The sequence below is a fragment of the Amycolatopsis sp. VC5-11 genome, from assembly GCF_037034185.1.
Taxonomy (GTDB): Bacteria; Actinomycetota; Actinomycetes; order Mycobacteriales; family Pseudonocardiaceae; genus Amycolatopsis; species Amycolatopsis nivea.
Window position 1 is genome coordinate 132,779 of sequence record NZ_JBAGKF010000021.1, and the last position, 15,309, is coordinate 148,087.

The following is a 15,309-nucleotide window of genomic DNA, read 5'->3' on the forward strand; positions in this document are numbered from 1 at the left end:
TCGGTTTTCGCCTTTTCCCCCGGCGACGGCGCGAGCCCGGCCGGGGCAGGGCGAAAGCGGGTTGCGGCGACGGGTTAACCTGGAGTCAGCAAGGCGTCGATCCGGCCATCACCGGGGAGCCTCCGGAAGAACCGGGCGGTCGCCGCCCGCAGTAGAACCGGACGGGTGCGGCCCGTGACAGCCGCGCAACGAGTGGCCCGGGAGCAGTGCGCCGGGCAAGCGGGGTGGTACCGCGTGACGCGCCAGCGTCTCGTCCCCGTGTGGGTGGCCGCCGGTCGCCCGTACGAGCGACGAACGCAAGGAGCACCCGGATGTACCCCCAGGCTTCGCCGGGCGGAGAGACCACGGTCCCGTCCCAGCCGTCGTTCCCCGCGCTGGAGGAGAGCGTCCTCGCGTACTGGGAGAGCGACCGGACCTTCCAGGCGACGATCGACGCCCGTCCCGAGGGCACGAACGGCGACAACGAGTACGTCTTCTACGACGGCCCGCCCTTCGCCAACGGCCTCCCGCACTACGGGCACCTGCTCACCGGGTACGTCAAGGACATCGTCCCGCGCTACCAGACGATGAAGGGCAAGCACGTCGACCGGCGGTTCGGCTGGGACACCCACGGCCTGCCCGCCGAACTCGAAGCGATGCGGCAGCTCGGGATCACCGAGACGACCGAGATCGAAGAGATGGGCATCGCGAAGTTCAACGAGGCCTCGCGCGAGTCCGTGCTGCGCTACACCGACGAGTGGCGCGACTACGTGACCCGCCAGGCCCGCTGGGTCGACTTCGACAACGACTACAAGACGCTCGACGTCACCTACATGGAGTCGGTGCTCTGGGCGTTCAAACGGTTGTGGGACAAGGGACTCGTCTACGAGGGCTACCGCGTCCTGCCCTACTGCTGGCGCGACGCGACGCCGCTGTCCAACCACGAGCTGGGCATGGACGCCGACGTCTACCGCAACCGGCAGGACCCGGCCGTCACGGTCGGATTCCGCCTGGAGGGCAACGACAACGACCTCGACGGCACGTACCTGCTGATCTGGACCACGACGCCGTGGACGCTGCCGTCCAACCTCGCCACCGCGGTGCACCCCGAGGTGCAGTACGTCGTGGTGGAAAGCGACGGCAAGCGCTTCCTGCTCGCGGAGGCCCGCGTCGCCGCGTACGCGCGCGAACTCGGCGAGGAGCCGGCCGTCGTCGCGCGCTACACCGGCGAACAGCTGCTCGGATCCCGTTACGCGCCGCCGTTCCCGTACTTCGTCGGCACGGAGAACGCGCACCGCGTGCTGTCGGCGGACTACGTCACCACCGACGACGGCACCGGCGTCGTGCACATCGCGCCCGCCTACGGCGCCGAGGACAAGGTAGTCACCGACGCGGCCGGGATCGCCCCGGTGACGCCGGTGGACGACCACGGCAAGTTCGACGAGACCGTTCCGGACTACGCCGGGCAGCTGGTGTTCGACGCGAACCCGAACATCGTGCGGGACCTCAAGAACGGCACCGGCGGCGCGGAGCGCCAGGGCGCGGTGCTGCTGCGCCACGAGACCTACGACCACTCGTACCCGCACTGCTGGCGCTGCCGGAACCCGCTGATCTACCGCGCGGTGTCGTCGTGGTTCGTCGCGGTGACGCAGTTCAAGGACCGGATGGTCGAGCTGAACCAGCAGATCACCTGGTACCCGGAGAACGTCAAGGACGGCCAGTTCGGCAAGTGGCTGGAGAACGCCATCGACTGGTCGATCTCCCGCAACCGCTACTTCGGCACGCCGATCCCGGTGTGGCGCTCGGACGACCCGGCCTATCCGCGCATCGACGTCTACGGCTCGCTGGACGAGCTGGAGGCCGACTTCGGCGTGCGGCTGGACAACCTGCACCGGCCCTACATCGACGAGCTGACCCGGCCGAACCCGGACGACCCGACCGGCCGCTCCACCATGCGCCGCGTGCCGGACGTGCTCGACGTGTGGTTCGACTCCGGGTCGATGCCGTACGCCCAGGTGCACTACCCGTTCGAGAACCGCGAATGGTTCGAGCACCACTACCCGAGCGACTTCATCGTCGAGTACATCGGGCAGACCCGCGGCTGGTTCTACCTGCTGCACGTGCTCGCGACCGCGCTGTTCGACCGGCCGGCGTTCCGCACCTGCGTGTCGCACGGCATCGTGCTCGGCTCCGACGGCCAGAAGATGTCGAAGTCGCTGCGGAACTACCCGGACGTCAACGAGGTCTTCGACCGCGACGGGTCCGACGCCATGCGGTGGTACCTCATGGCGAGCCCGATCCTGCGCGGCGGCAACCTCGTCGTCACCGACCGGGGGATCCGCGACGCGGTGCGCCAGGCCGTGCTGCCGCTGTGGAACTCGTACTACTTCCTTGCCCTGTACGCGAATGCCGAAGGCAAGCAGGGGCAGTGGCGCACGGATTCGACGCATCTGCTCGACCGGTACGTGCTCGCCAAGACGCACGAACTCGTCACCGACGTCGAGTCCGCGATGGACGGCTACGACATCGCGGGCGCGTGCCAGACCGTGCGGGACTTCCTCGAGGTGCTCACGAACTGGTACGTGCGCCGGTCGCGCGACCGGTTCTGGGCGGGCGAGCAGGACGCGATCGACACGCTGCACACCGTGCTGGAGGTGACCTGCCGGGTCGTCGCGCCGCTGCTGCCGCTCACCACGGAAACCGTGTGGCGCGGGCTGACCGGCGGCCGTTCGGTGCACTTGACCGACTGGCCGAACGCGCTCGACCTGCCCGCCGACGCGGCGCTGGTGACCGCGATGGACAAGGTGCGGCAGGTGGCGTCGTCGGCGCTGGCGCTGCGCAAGGCGAACAAGCTCCGCGTGCGGCTGCCGCTGGCGAAGCTCGTGGTCGCGGCCGAGGACGTCGAAGCGCTGCGCGGGTTCACCGAGATCCTGCGGGACGAGGTGAACGTGAAGTCGGTGGAGCTGACCACCGACGTCGCGGCGCACGGCACGTTCGAGGTCGCGGTGAACGCGCGGGCGGCCGGGCCGCGGCTGGGCAAGGCCGTGCAGCAGGTGATCAAGGCGGTCAAGGCGGGCGACTGGACGACCAACGCGTCCGGCGCGGTCGTGGCGGCGGGCGTCGAACTGGTCGAGGGCGAGTACGACCGGCGCCTGGTCGCGTCCGGCGGCGGCGCGGCGGCCGAACTGCCCGGCGGGGCCGGCCTGGTCGTGCTGGACACCGAGGTCACCGGGGACCTGGCGGCCGAGGGCCTTGCCCGCGACCTGGTCCGCGTGGTCCAGCAGGCGCGCCGCGAGGCCGGTCTCGACGTCGGCGACCGGATCTCGCTGACCGTGGACGCCGCCGACGAGGTGACGGCCGCGGTGCGCAAGCACGAGGAGTTCGTGGCGTCCGAGACGCTCGCGACGTCGGTGTCCTACGGCGAGGTCGCCGAGGGCTTCGACGGCACGGTCGGCGAGGGCGTGAAGGTGCGCGTGGCGGTCGCTAAGGCGTGACGTGCCGCGGTCTTGCTCCGGGAGTCCGGGGCAAGACCGCGGTTTCGGCAAAATTCTTGGCGGAAACCGCAAAGCCGCCCGCACCATGAGGGCATGAGCGAAGAGTTCGACGCCGTGCTGGCCGCGGTCGGGCCGCGGCTGCGGGAGCTGCGCCGCCGGACCGGGATCACTCTCACCGCGTTGTCGGAGACCACCGGGATCGCGGTGAGCACCCTGTCCCGGCTGGAATCCGGGCAGCGCAAACCGGGTCTGGAACTGCTGCTCCCGCTGGCCAAGGCCTATCAGGTGCCGCTCGACGAACTCGTCGACGCCCCGCCCAGCGGCGACCCGCGCGTGCATCTCCGGCCGTTCGACCGCAACGGCATGACGGTCCTGCCGCTGACCCGCAAACCCGGCGGGCTGCATGTGTACAAGCAGATCCTTCCCGCCGGGCGGACCGACCGGCTCGACCCGGATCCGCGTTCGCACGAGGGATACCACTGGCTGTACGTCCTGAGCGGACGGCTGCGGATGATCCTCGGCGACCAGGATTTCGTGCTGAAGGCCGGCGAGGTCGCCGAATTCGACACGCATCTGCCGCACTGGTTCGGCAACGCCGACGAGCACGCGGTGGAATTCCTCAGCATCCTCGGGCCGCAGGGCGAACGATTCCACCTCAGGGCCCGCTACCGGCCCAGCCGGTGACTCCGGACGGACGGGCCTCGGCTCCTGCGCCGCGGAACGCGTCTGCTAGGGATTTCCCCATGACTTCGAAAGCCGCCGCCGAACCGGCCGCCGAGGGGCTGGCCGCCGGCCTGCGCCAGCGGCACCTCGCCATGCTCGCGATGGGCGGCGTGATCGGTTCGGGACTGTTCGTCAGCTCCGGCGTCGGGATCAAGCTTGCCGGGCCCGGCATCGTGCTGTCCTTCGTGCTCGCGGGCACGCTCGCGATGCTGGTCATGCGCATGATGGCGGAAATGGCCGCCGCGATCCCGTCCAGCGGGTCGTTTTCGGTGCACGCCGAGCGCGCGTTCGGGCCGTGGGCCGGGTTCGCCATCGGCTGGCTGTACTGGGCCGCGCTCGTGGTCGTGCTCGCCGTCGAGGCCACCGCGGCCGCGATCATCGTGAACAGCTGGCTGCCCGGCATTCCGCAGTGGGCGCTGGTCCTGCTCTTCATGGCCGTGCTGACCGCGGTCAACTTCACCGCGGTGTCCCGCTTCGGCGAGCTGGAGTTCTGGCTGGCGCTGATCAAGGTCGTGGCGGTCGTGGCCTTCCTGGTCCTCGGCGTGCTCGCGTTCCTCGGTGTGCTCCCGGGAACGTCCTTCGTCGGCACGACCAACCTCCTCGGCAACGGCGGGCTGCTGCCGAATGGTTGGGAAGGCGTCGGCACCGGCTTGCTCGCGGTGGTTTTCACCTTCGGCGGCCTGGAAGTGGTGACCATCGCGGCCGCCGAGTCCGACGACCCCGCGCACGCGGTCGGCAAGGCGGTCCGCAACGCGGTCGTGCGGATTTCGGTGTTCTACATCGGTTCCATGCTGGTCATCGTCTCGCTGCTGCCGTGGTCGAGTGTCCACATCGGACAGAGCCCGTTCGCCGCGGTGCTCGAGCGGATCGGGATCCCGGCGACCGGGCAGATCATGAACGTGGTCGTGCTGTTCGCCTTGCTGTCCACGCTGAACACCAACATGTACGGCGCGGCCCGCATGGTGTACTCGCTGGCGCAACGCGGCCACGCGCCGCGCGCACTGACCAAAGTGGACCGCAACGGCGTACCCGTCTTCGCGGTCGCGGCTTCGGTGCTCTTCGGGTTCGTCGCCGTGGCGCTGAACGCGCTCTGGCCGGACACCGTCTTCCAGTACCTGCTCAACGCGGTCGGCTCGGTGCTGCTGATCGTGTGGATCCTGGTCGCCTGCACGCAGTTGCGGGTGCGCAAGCAGCTGGAACGCACCGCGCCGGAGAGCCTGACCGTGCGCATGTGGGGCTTCCCGTACCTGACCTGGGCGACGCTCGCCGCGATGATCGCGATCCTGGCGGTGATGACCGGCGACGCCGACGCCCGGATCCAGCTGATCAGCTCAGGCGTCCTCGTGGCGGCGCTGGTCGTGGCCGGGATCTGCTGGCAACGCGCCCGCCGGGCGGCTGACCAGACTGTATAACGACCTATACGGCTCGGCGTTGATCACGAATCCGTCGCGTTCCCCGAGGTAACGCCCGGTCCCGCGCTGCGATGGGCAAGCTGAGCCAGCGACGCGGGCGGACCGCGTGGGCGAGGGGGAGGCGACGGTGAGTCCTGCCGGGAAGAAGGGCGTGCTGATCGGGGGCGCGCTGGTCGTGGTCGCGATCGTCGTGGCCGCGGTCGTGCTGCTCAACGGTGGCGGAACGACAGCGGCCTCACCAGGCACGGAGCCGGCCTCGACGGCTGCGGAGCCGAGCGATCCGACGTCGGCGGCCCGCACGTACCTGCTCGCTTTCGCGGGGAAGGACGCCGACGCCGCCAGCAAAGCCACCGACGCTCCGATGGACGCCTCTACCGCACTGCAGGACGCGTGGGCGACGCTCAAGCCCAAGGAACTGACCGCGAAGCTCGGCGACGTCGGCGCGGCGCAGGGCGACAAGGCCACCGCCGGCTACACGATCACCTGGAACCTCGGCCCGGGCCACGTCTGGACGTACACCGGCAGCCTCGGGCTCGTCCAGGCGCAGGGCAAGTGGCGGGTCCACTGGGCTCCGACGGTGCTGCACCCGAAGCTGGAAGCGGGGCAGCGGCTGGCGATCGCGTCCTCGGACGTCCCGGCGGTCGTCGACCGCGACGGCAAACCGCTCGTCGTCTCCGGCGGCGGGGGACTGAAGCTGGCTGACGACAAGGCGTTCCCGCTGCTCCGTTCGGCGCTCACCGGGCACGGGCAGTCGTCCGAAGCGTTCGCGGTCGAGCGCGTGGACGCCTCGGGCAAGAACCTCGAAGCACTGTTCGGAAACCCCGAAGGCGACCACAAACCGGCTGCCACCGGGCTCAGCGTCGCGACGCAGAACGCGGCTCAGGCCGCCGTCGACGGGTATCACGGCAAGGCCGTCCTGGTCGCCATCCAGCCGTCCTCCGGCGACCTGCTCGCGGTGGCGCAGAACGCCAGCGTCACCAACGCGGCGTCGGCGTTCAGCGGCCAGTACGCGCCGGGGTCGACGTTCAAGATCGTCACCGCGACCGCGGCGCTGGAAGCCGGGATCGTCACGCCGGATTCCACGGTTCCGTGCCCGCTGACCGACCGGATCGGCACCCGCACGCTCTCCAACGAGGGGTTCGACCTCGGCACGACGACCGTGCACAAGGCGTTCGCGAAGTCCTGCAACACCACGTTCGCCCGGCTCGCGTCGCAGCTGCCCGCCGACGGGCTCGCGAAGGCGGCCACCCAGTTCGGCCTCAACGCCGACTTCTCGATCGAGGGCCTGTCCACCGAGATGGGCCGCGTCGACCCGGCGGCGAACGCGGACGAACAGGTCGAGGACGGCATCGGCCAGGGAAAGGTGCAGGTCAGCCCGATGGGAGCGGCGGTGATGGCGGCGACCGCGGCGTCCGGGCGCGCGGTCGTGCCGCGGCTGTGGGAGGACGGCACCAAGGTCAACACCGGCTACCACCCGCCGTCCGGCCCGGTCCTGGCGGCGCTGCGCGGGATGATGCGCGAGGTCGTCACCGGCGGCACGGCGACCGGCCTGGCACACTCCGGCCCGGTATTCGGCAAGACCGGCACCGCGCAGTTCGGCGACGGCGCGGAGGCACACGGCTGGTTCGTCGGCTACCGCGGCGACCTGGCGTTCGCGGTGTTCCTGGAGGGAGCCAACGACTCCAAACCGGCCGTCTCGCTGGGCGCCAAGTTCCTCGACGCGCTGTAGGGACCCAGCAGCGCGGGTGTGCGGCGGGTTCCTCTCCCGTTGAAAGTCCGTGAAGGGCTCCTTGAGGGAATCTGATTCCCTCAAGGAGCCCTTCACGGACCTCGCGACCGCGCCAGTTCCGCGAGCCGCGATGCGTGTCGGCGGGTGCGGAGAAGCCACGAAGCCCGGCTGATGCCGCGCATCGCGGCAACCAGGGCGCACGCCGCGGCTGCCGAGAAAACCTCGCTTCGGCCGCGGCCGAAGCGTCCCCGCTCTACCGTGGGCACATGGAAACCGTCGCATTGGCCGAGGTCGCTGCCGTGCTCGCCGACCCGAGCCGCGCGACCATGTGTCTCGCTCTGCTCGACGGGCGGGCCTGGACGGTCGGCGAACTGGCCGCCGCGGCGCGGATCGCGGTGTCTACGGCCAGCGAGCACGTGACGCGGCTGGCCGAGGCCGGGTTCGTCGCCCGGGTGAAGCAGGGGCGGCACGCGTACGTGCGGCTCGCGAACCCGCGGGTCGCGGAGCTGATCGAGCATCTGGCGCAGCATGCCGAACTGAAACGGCCGTCCGGGCTCCGGACTTCGTTGCGGGTGCAGCGTTTGTCGTTCGCGCGCAGTTGCTACGACCATCTCGCCGGGACCCTCGGCGTCGCCTTGCGGGACGGAATGGTCGAGCGGGGCCTGATCGACGTGTCGGACGGGCTCGCGCTCACCGACTCCGGACGCGACGTGCTGGCGGATCTCGGCGTCGCGGTGCCGGATCGGCCGCGGCGGCCGCTGTTGCGCGACTGTCTGGATTGGACAGAGCGGCGGGAGCACCTGGCCGGCGCGGTCCCGGCGGCGGTGCTGGAGCGGGCGGTCGAGGCGGGATGGCTGACGCGGGACCAGCAGCGCGCGGTCCGCGTCCTGCCGGGCGCGCGGGGTCCGTTCGCCGCGCTCGGTGTCGATCTCGCGACGGTGAGTGCCGCCGAGGCTTCGTAACACACCGGCGAGGTCCCCCGGACCGGTGGTGCGCGCTCGGGAACCGGACACTGCCTCACTATTCTGGACGCCTGCGGGCGACCGGGAGGGAGGCGGAGGGTGAACGAGCTTCCCCTGGTGCTGGGCGTCGGAGCGCTGGTTCTCGTCGTCTCGGTCGTCGCGGTGCGGGTGTCCATCCGGCTCGGATTCCCGTCGCTGCTGCTGTATCTCGGGATCGGCGTCGTGCTCGGCGAAGCCGGGTTCGGCATCCGCTTCGACAATCCGGCGCTCACCCAGTCCCTCGGGCTCGCCGCGCTCGTCCTGATCCTCACCGAGGGCGGGCTCACCACGCGCTGGTCCGCGGTGAAACCCTCGCTGGGGCCCGGAATCCTGCTGTCCACAGTGGCCGTGGTGATCAGCATCGCGGTCACCGGCGCGGCATTGCACTGGCTGCTCGGCCTCGACTGGCGGCTCGCCCTGCTGTGGGGCGCGGTTCTCGCGTCCACCGACGCGGCGGCGGTGTTCTCCGTGCTGCGCACGGCCGGGGTCGGGAAACGGCTCGTCGGCGCGCTGGAACTGGAATCCGGCATCAACGACGCGCCCGCCTACATCGCGGTCGTCGTGCTCGCGTCCGGCGAGGCGGTCGACTGGTCGCTGCCGCTGCTGGTGGTCTACGAACTGCTCACCGGCCTCGTGCTCGGCCTCGCGTTCGGCTGGCTGGGCGCGCAGGCGCTGCGCCGGGCCGCGCTCCCGGCGACCGGTCTCTACCCGCTCGCCACGGTCGCGGTGTGCGTGCTCGCGTACTCCTCGGGTCAGCTGGCGCACGCGTCCGGCCTGCTCGCCACCTACGTCGCCGGCCTGGTGCTGGGGAATTCCAAGCTCCCGCACCGGTCGGACACCCTGTCGTTCGCCGAAGGGCTCGGCTGGCTCGCGCAGATCGGGCTGTTCGTCTTGCTCGGCCTGTTCGCGTCGCCGACCCGGCTGCTCGAAACGCTCATCCCCGGCCTCGTCGCGGGCGCGGTGGTGCTGCTGCTCGCCCGGCCGCTGTCGGTGGTCCTGTCGCTGCTGCCGTTCCGCTTGCCGTGGCGGGATCAGGCGTTCCTGTCCTGGGCGGGGTTGCGCGGTGCGGTGCCGATCGTGCTCGCGATGATCCCGCTGTCCGAAGGCGTGCCCGGCGCGCAACGGCTCGTGGACGCGGTTTTCGTGCTCGTCATCGTGCTCACGGTGCTGCAGGGCGCGACGCTCAGCCCGCTCGCGCGGATCCTCGGGCTGGCGAAGGCGACGCAGGCGCACGAGATCGAGGTCGACGCCGCCCCGCTCGACGAGCTCGGCGCCGAACTGCTGCAGGTGCGCATCCAGAAGGGGTCGAAGCTGCACGGCGTGTACCTGTCCGAGCTGCGGCTGCCCGCCGGGGCGACGGTCAGTCTCGTGGTGCGCGGCGGGACGGGCTTCACGCCGCAGAAAACGAGCCGCTTGCAGGTCGAGGACCAGCTTCTGGTGGTCACGACCGCCGCCGACCGCGACGCGACCGAACGGCGCATCCGGGCTGTCGACCGGGCCGGCCGCCTCGCCCGCTGGCACGGGGAATCCGGAGCCTGATCTTTTCTGTCCTTTGTGGACACGCCCTGTGACTGCCGTCTCAGATCACGAGACGGGTCTGGTTTCTCCCGGGGGTCGTCCGCTATCTTCGGTTTCAGGTCATGAGTGCCAGCGCGAAGCCCCGGCTTGCTGGCCGGCAACCCTCCTACCGCGGTGGGGTGCCCCGGGTGAGGACCAGGCCGGTCGCGCAGTGCGGCGGGCAAGCGCGGGCCCCTCGCCGGGGGTCCCCCGGAACGCCGAGGAGGCGTCGTCATGACTCTCGCACTCGACCGGTCCACGGAAACTGTTGCCGCTGCCGTTCCCGCTGTCGCCGGTGCGACGCTGCGGGTCCCGCTGGTCACCGGCGGCGACATCGGTTACGCCAACCTCGACCACGCGGCGAGCGCGCCGTGTCTGGACGCGGTGCGTTCGGCGGTCGACGAGTTCCTTCCCTGGTACGCCAGCGTGCATCGCGGCGCGGGTTTCGCTTCGCAGGTCTCGACGCGGCTGTACGAGCGGACGCGCGACGTGCTGCGCCGGTTCGTGGACGCGCGCAACGGCGACTCGGTGATTTTCACCCGCAACACCACTGACGCGTTCAACCTGCTGGCGAAAGCGTTGCCGCGCAAGACTTCCGTGGTGGTGTTCGACAGCGAGCACCACGCGGCCCTGCTGCCGTGGCGCGGCCCGAACGTCCGGCGCGTGCAGCTGCCGCGGACCCGGCTCGCCGCAGTGTCCGTTGTGGACGAAGCGCTCGCGGAATGCCCGCAGGGGCCGCGGTTGGTCGTCGTCGCCGGTGCGTCCAATGTGACCGGTGAGCTGCTGCCGGTGGCCGAGATCGCTGCGGTGGCCCGGAAACACGGCGCCCGGGTGGCCCTCGACGCCGCACAGCTCGCTCCGCACCGGCAGATTTCGTTGCGGGAGCTGGATGTTGACTATGTCGCGCTGTCCGGGCACAAGCTGTACGCGCCCTTCGGGGCTGGTGCGCTGATCGGGCGCAGCGACTGGTTGCGGGCGGCCGAGCCGTACCTGGCCGGTGGTGGCGCTACGAAGCTGGTGACCGAGGAAGCCGTGGTGTGGAACAGCGGCGAAGAACGGCACGAGGCCGGATCGCCGAATACCGTTGGCGTGTATGCGCTCGGGGTGGCTTGCGAGCAGCTGGCAGCTCAGTGGGATGCCGTGGGTTCGCACGAAGCCGCGTTGCTGGAGCGGTTGCGCAAGGGGCTTGAGAGCTTGCCGGGGTTCGCCGAGCTGCGGTTCTTCGACGCGCCGGTGGACCGGGTCGGCACGGTGAGCTTCGTGGTCGACGGGTTCGAGCCCGGATGGCTGGCCGCGGTGCTGTCGGCCGAGTACGGAATCGGCGTGCGGGACGGGGCGTTCTGCGCGCACGTGGCCGCCCGGCGGCTGATCCGGGAAGCCGGAAGCCAGGGCCAGCAGGCGGTCCGGGTGAGCCTCGGGCTGGGGAGCACCGAGGAACACGTCGACCGCTTGGTGCTGGCGCTGCGGCAGATCGTGGCCCGGGGAGCCCGGTGGGAGTACGCGAAGGTGGACGGGCGGTGGGCACCGGTCGGGGACCCGCGGGAGCTGCCGCCGTTCTGCGCCTGACAGGGCTGGTGCTGGGACTGGCGCGACAGGAAACGTGACCACAACGCGGGATCGCGCCGACGTTTGGGCTGAGCGGCGTGACAGGCCGAAGGCCCCTCGCGTCGCTCAGCCCAAACGTCGGCTTAAGGGCGATCCCGCCGCGGCGGCGGAGCCGACGCCATCAAACACAGTCCGCGTGCAGGTCGTTCAACAGGCCGCGCTCGGTGAGGTCGCCGCTGAGGAACAGCCGGGCCAGATGAGTGAACGCGGCTTCGGCTGCGTCGGCCACAGCGGGAATGGGCGTGCGGCAGTCGGCTAAGGCCGCCTCCTGCACGTCGTGGATTTCCCGTGGTTCGCTGCGGGACAGCCCGGCCAGGTGGCGCAGGTGCTCGCCGTCCTCGCCGTCGGCCAGCCAGTGGGCGGCCCAGAGCGGGAGGTCGCTCGTGGGGGAGAGGTCGAGGGCGATCCAGGCCGCGGCCGCGGCGGGGGCGGGGATCTCGGCGGGCATGGCAGCGATGATGGCGGGCGAGGGGCCTCCGGGGCGACTGAATTCGGCCGCTGTGACCTGCTCGGGCGCGGTTGTGGACAATGGGGGTGTGAGCACCGATCCTTCGCCGTCCGAGTCCGAGGTCGAGCCGTCTGCGGAACCGCCTGAGCAGGAGGCCGCCGGGGACGGCGCGCCGCTGCCCAAGCGGCGGGTCTGGGTGGTGTTCGCGGTCGCGGCGCTGCTGTGGGCGATCGACCTGATCACGAAGAACCTCGTGGTCGCGAACCTCGAGGGCAAGGAGCCCAAGCCGATCCTCGGCGGGCTGATCTACCTGCAGGTCATCCGCAACCCGGGCGCCGCGTTCTCGATGGCGACCGGCATGACGTGGGTGCTCGCGCTGGTCGCGATCGGCGTCGTGATCGCGATCGTGTGGATCTCGCGCAGGCTGCGCTCGGTCGGCTGGGCGATCGGCCTCGGGCTCGTGCTCGCCGGCGCGCTCGGCAACCTGACCGACCGGTTCTTCCGCGAGCCCGGACCGCTGCGCGGCCACGTCGTCGACTTCATCTCCGCGTTCGCGCCCAACGGCCAGGGTTTCGCGATCTTCAACATCGCCGACTCCGCGATCTGCGTCGGCGGCGCGCTGATCGTGCTGCTGTCCCTGCTCGGCAAGGACTACGACGGCACCTCCACCCGCGGCAAGAAGAAGGACTCCGAGTGAGCGCGCGCATGCTGCCCGTCCCCGACGGGCTCGACGGGATGCGCGTCGACGCCGGGCTCGCCAAACTGCTCGGCCTGTCCCGCACCGCGGTCGCGGACCTCGCCGCGGCTGGCGACGTCCTCCTCGACGGCCGTCCGGCGGGCAAATCGGACCGGCTGTCCGCGGGCGGGCTGCTCGAGGTGACGCTGCCGGAACCGGAACGTGCGGCGGAAATCGTCGCGGAGCCGGTCGAAGGCATGAAGATCCTGCACGATGACGACGACATCGTGGTGATTTCGAAACCGGTCGGCGTCGCCGTGCACCCCAGCCCCGGCTGGACCGGCCCGACGGTCGTCGGCGGACTCGCCGCGTCCGGGCTGCGCATCTCGACCTCCGGCGCGGCCGAACGACAGGGCGTCGTGCACCGGCTCGACGCGGGCACCACCGGGGTGATGGTGGTGGCGAAGAGCGAGCACGCGTACACCGTGCTGAAGCGGGCGTTCAAGGAACGGACCGTCGACAAGGGCTACCACGCCGTCGTGCAGGGCCACCCGGACCCGACGCGCGGCACCATCGACGCCCCGATCGACCGCCATCCGCGGCACGACTACAAGTTCGCCGTCGTCGCGGGCGGACGGCCGAGCGTCACGCACTATGAGGTGGTCGAGGCGTTCCGGGCGGCGTCGCTGGCGCACGTGAAGCTGGAAACCGGGCGTACGCACCAGATCCGCGTGCACTTCTCCGCGCTGCGCCACCCGTGCGCGGGCGACCTGACCTACGGAGCGGACCCGGTGCTGGCCCGGAAACTCGGCCTGACGCGGCAGTGGCTGCACGCGCGGACGCTCGGATTCGCGCACCCCGCGGACGGCCGGTGGGTCGAGTTCGAGGCGGAATACCCCGACGATCTGGCCAGTGCGCTGGAGATCCTGCGCGACGGGAACTAGTCGACGGCCCAGGTCAGGGTGCGCTCGTCCGGCTCGGGCCGCGGGCTCCAGCGCACCGAGACGACGCGGGTCGCGGTGGGGAGCACGTAGACGGTGTGCCCGCCGAGCGTCTCGCCCGGCTGCACGCCGATCTTGTGCGGCGGCCGGGACGTCAGCGAAACCGGGGCCTTCGCGACGGTCTCGCCGCTGTCGGTGACGAGCTCGAGATAGTTGTCGGGCAGCGACGCGAACGGGATCGGCCCGCGATTGGTGATCTCGGTGTGCACGACGACCGCGCGCTCGCCGTCCTCGAGCCGGTAGCCCGCCGCGCCGAAGAGGAAGTCGGCGGGATCCTGGACCTCCAGCAGCTGCACGGAAAGCTGTTCCCCTTCGAGCCCCTGCGACTGCATCGTCTCGCCGATCCGCCCCTGCTTGGCAGGCGCCGCGGCGGGCCGGGGTTCGTCGCCGCGGGCCCAGGAAGCGGTCTGCGGGACGCCCCACGTGCTGACGACCGGATCCGGAGCCGGGTACGGCCCGGAGAGTCCATTGTGGACATTCGCGCCGACGGGAACCTGCGGCGGCATCCCGGTTTGCCCGGGGGAGTACGCGCCGGACACTCCCGGCCCGGCAGGGATCCCGTTCGGTCCCGGGGCATACGCGCCCGACACTCCCGGCCCGCCGGGAATTCCGTTCGGCCCAGGGGGATACGCGCCGGAAATCCCGGCCGGTCCGGGTGCGTACGCGCCGGACACGCCCGGACCTGGCCCGGTCGCCGGAATGCCGGTCTGCCCGGGCGGGTACGCGGCGGAAGTCCCCGGGCCGGGCATGCCGTGCTGCCCCGGACCCGCGGGGATCCCGGTCTGCCCTGGTGCGTAGGCGCCGGAGGTTCCCGGGCCGGGCATGCCGTGCTGTCCCGGCGGATGCGGTCCGGAGTGCCCCGGCATCCCGGCGGAATCGGGGATCCCGTTCGGCCCGGGCGGATGCGGACCGGAGCCCTGCGCGCCCGGCATTCCCGCCGCCCCGCCTCGCACGGGGACTCCCGCCGACGCCGGGCCGGCGCCTGGCGCCGCACCCTGGCCGGACGTCATCGGCCCCGGCATACCGCCCTGGTTGGGCCCGGGCATCCCGCCCTGGTTGGGCCCGGCAGCCCCTGGCATCCCGCCCTGGTTGGGCCCCGCAGCCCCGCCCGGATTCGGCCCGGCTGCCCCGGGCATCCCGCCCAGGTTCTGTCCCGCCGTCCCGGGCCCCGCGTTCGGTCCAGCCGCAGCGGGGAACGGCACCGACCCGGGCCCGCCCGGATAGCCGCCCGGGGGACGCTGCCACGACGCCGGAGCCCCGGAAATCGCCGCGCGGAGGCCGTTCGGGTCGCTTTCGACCCCGACCAGCAGCGGCAATCCGCTCCCGGACAGCGCGACCAGCCGGTACGCGACCTCCCTCGGGTCCATCCCGACCTTCGCCGCCAGCTCGTGCACAGCCCCCTTGCCCAGCTCGGCGAGCGCGGCGAGCAGGCGGATGTCGGCGGGATCGGTCACGGCCACTCCGGCAACGCTACCGCCTCGCCCGCCCGGCCCGGCCGCACCACGCGCCCGGCGTGCCCCGCGCCACCGCGACGTCGGCGATCGGCGCGTCCCGGGGGGCGGGCGGGACCGCCCGAGTTCGACGCCCTGGCACGCCGGTATGGCCTGCTGCACCATGTGCCCCGCGCCACCGCGCCACCGCGCCACCGCGCCACCGCGCCACCGCGCCACCGCGCCACCGCGCC

At 71.5% G+C, this 15,309-nt stretch carries 11 protein-coding genes, 1 pseudogene and 1 riboswitch; of the genes and pseudogenes, 9 read left to right on the forward strand and 3 right to left on the reverse strand.

Annotated features, from left to right (window positions below):
• The first annotated feature begins 311 nt into the window (after positions 1-311).
• From ileS to WA670_RS39095, 7 genes are all read left to right on the forward strand, one after another.
• Positions 312-3,473 carry an isoleucine--tRNA ligase gene (gene ileS / locus WA670_RS39065; RefSeq protein ID WP_336161125.1) on the forward strand — a complete coding sequence of 1,054 codons (3,162 nt, stop codon included), beginning with the start codon at positions 312-314 and terminating at the stop codon, positions 3,471-3,473.
• Between the two features lie 93 nt (positions 3,474-3,566).
• Positions 3,567-4,157, forward strand: coding sequence for a helix-turn-helix domain-containing protein (locus WA670_RS39070; RefSeq protein ID WP_037812410.1), 591 nt, complete (start codon positions 3,567-3,569; stop codon positions 4,155-4,157).
• 59 nt (positions 4,158-4,216) lie between these two features.
• Positions 4,217-5,608 (forward strand): amino acid permease, encoded by a 1,392-nt coding sequence (locus WA670_RS39075; RefSeq protein ID WP_336161126.1) that lies wholly within the window; start codon positions 4,217-4,219, stop codon positions 5,606-5,608.
• A 127-nt stretch (positions 5,609-5,735) separates the two neighbouring features.
• Positions 5,736-7,337, forward strand: a complete 1,602-nt coding sequence (locus WA670_RS39080) for a penicillin-binding transpeptidase domain-containing protein (RefSeq protein ID WP_037812408.1) — start codon at positions 5,736-5,738, stop codon at positions 7,335-7,337.
• Positions 7,338-7,603: 266 nt separating this feature from the next.
• Complete coding sequence (locus tag WA670_RS39085) at positions 7,604-8,299, forward strand: ArsR/SmtB family transcription factor (protein WP_238605462.1); 696 nt, start codon at positions 7,604-7,606, stop codon at positions 8,297-8,299.
• 99 nt (positions 8,300-8,398) lie between these two features.
• Entirely contained in the window at positions 8,399-9,877 is a 1,479-nt protein-coding gene (locus tag WA670_RS39090) for a potassium/proton antiporter (RefSeq protein ID WP_037812405.1), read from the forward strand.
• A 97-nt stretch (positions 9,878-9,974) separates the two neighbouring features.
• Positions 9,975-10,089, forward strand: a riboswitch (SAM riboswitch).
• A 40-nt stretch (positions 10,090-10,129) separates the two neighbouring features.
• Positions 10,130-11,461 carry an aminotransferase class V-fold PLP-dependent enzyme gene (locus WA670_RS39095; RefSeq protein WP_336161127.1) on the forward strand — a complete coding sequence of 444 codons (1,332 nt, stop codon included), beginning with the start codon at positions 10,130-10,132 and terminating at the stop codon, positions 11,459-11,461.
• A 160-nt stretch (positions 11,462-11,621) separates the two neighbouring features.
• Here the strand turns inward: WA670_RS39095 and WA670_RS39100 are convergent, their stop codons facing one another.
• Entirely contained in the window at positions 11,622-11,948 is a 327-nt protein-coding gene (locus WA670_RS39100; protein ID WP_336161128.1) for a hypothetical protein, read from the reverse strand.
• 88 nt (positions 11,949-12,036) lie between these two features.
• On the opposite strand from WA670_RS39100, the gene lspA reads away from it, so the two are divergent.
• Together lspA and WA670_RS39110 are read left to right on the forward strand one after the other, a co-directional pair.
• Positions 12,037-12,645: a signal peptidase II gene (gene lspA / locus WA670_RS39105; RefSeq protein ID WP_134670196.1), complete on the forward strand. Its 609-nt coding sequence runs from the start codon at positions 12,037-12,039 to the stop codon at positions 12,643-12,645.
• Positions 12,642-13,568 carry an RluA family pseudouridine synthase gene (locus WA670_RS39110; protein WP_107051029.1) on the forward strand — a complete coding sequence of 309 codons (927 nt, stop codon included), beginning with the start codon at positions 12,642-12,644 and terminating at the stop codon, positions 13,566-13,568. The genes lspA and WA670_RS39110 overlap by 4 nt, the downstream gene beginning before the upstream one ends.
• Here the strand turns inward: WA670_RS39110 and WA670_RS39115 are convergent.
• Together WA670_RS39115 and WA670_RS45270 are read right to left on the reverse strand one after the other, a co-directional pair.
• Entirely contained in the window at positions 13,565-14,557 is a 993-nt protein-coding gene (locus WA670_RS39115; protein WP_442893161.1) for an AsnC family protein, read from the reverse strand. The two genes, WA670_RS39110 and WA670_RS39115, sit on opposite strands and share 4 nt — an antisense overlap.
• Before the next feature lie 102 nt (positions 14,558-14,659).
• A pseudogene (locus tag WA670_RS45270) lies at positions 14,660-15,085 on the reverse strand (AsnC family protein); the annotation flags it as partial.
• Between the last annotated feature and the right edge of the window lie 224 nt (positions 15,086-15,309).